The organism is Novosphingobium indicum (assembly GCF_014645195.1).
In the GTDB taxonomy this organism is placed as follows: Bacteria; Pseudomonadota; Alphaproteobacteria; order Sphingomonadales; family Sphingomonadaceae; genus Novosphingobium; species Novosphingobium indicum.
Window position 1 is genome coordinate 770 of the sequence record NZ_BMLK01000026.1, and the last position, 712, is coordinate 1,481.

The window sequence follows — 712 nt, forward strand, 5'->3', positions numbered from 1 at the left end:
AGGCAGCCGGAATCACCGAACCCGATTACGGCACCTTGCTGGATGACATGGTGTTCGAACAGGGCAGCGACGTGCCGACCGCCCGGTTCATCACGCCCAAGGTCGAGGTCGAGCTGGCCTTTGTGCTCGGGCGCCGCCTGGAAGGAGCACAGACGACGATTTTCGACGTCCTGAGCGCCACCGACTATGTGGTTCCGGCAATCGAAATCATAGACACCCGGGTGCATCCCAAGGATGCCGGAACCGGGGTGGCGCGCAAGGTCCTGGACACGATCAGCGACAATGCCGCCAATGCCGGAATCATCGTCGGCGGTCTGCCGGCGAAACCCGACGGGCTCGATCTGCGCCGCATCGGCGCCCTGCTCAGCCGCAACGGGGTGATCGAGGAAACCGGCCTTGCGGCAGGGGTGCTCAACCACCCCGCCAACGGCGTCGCCTGGCTGGTCCGGCGGCTCGCGCCCTGGGGGCAAGGGCTCGAAGCCGGAGAAGTCGTGCTCGGCGGATCGTTCACGCGCCCGGTCGAAGCGGCGCCGGGCGATGTCTTCAATGCCGATTTCGGCGAGTTTGGTTCAATCGGGTTCCGGTTCGTTTAGGGGGCGAAAATGCAGACGCCGGTCAACCGCTTCAAGGCGGCCTTGCGCGAAGGTCCGGTCCAGCTTGGCTTCTGGTTGGCCCTGGCCCATCCAGACATTGCCGAAATCTGCGCGGGCCA

Annotated in this window: 1 protein-coding gene; it reads left to right on the forward strand. The window is 65.3% G+C overall.

Annotation, left to right across the window (positions count from 1 at the left end; translation table 11 throughout):
• Positions 1-593: fumarylacetoacetate hydrolase family protein (locus tag IEX64_RS20040; RefSeq protein ID WP_188822603.1), on the forward strand; the 593-nt coding region annotated here is incomplete at its 5' end.
• Positions 594-712 lie beyond the last annotated feature (119 nt).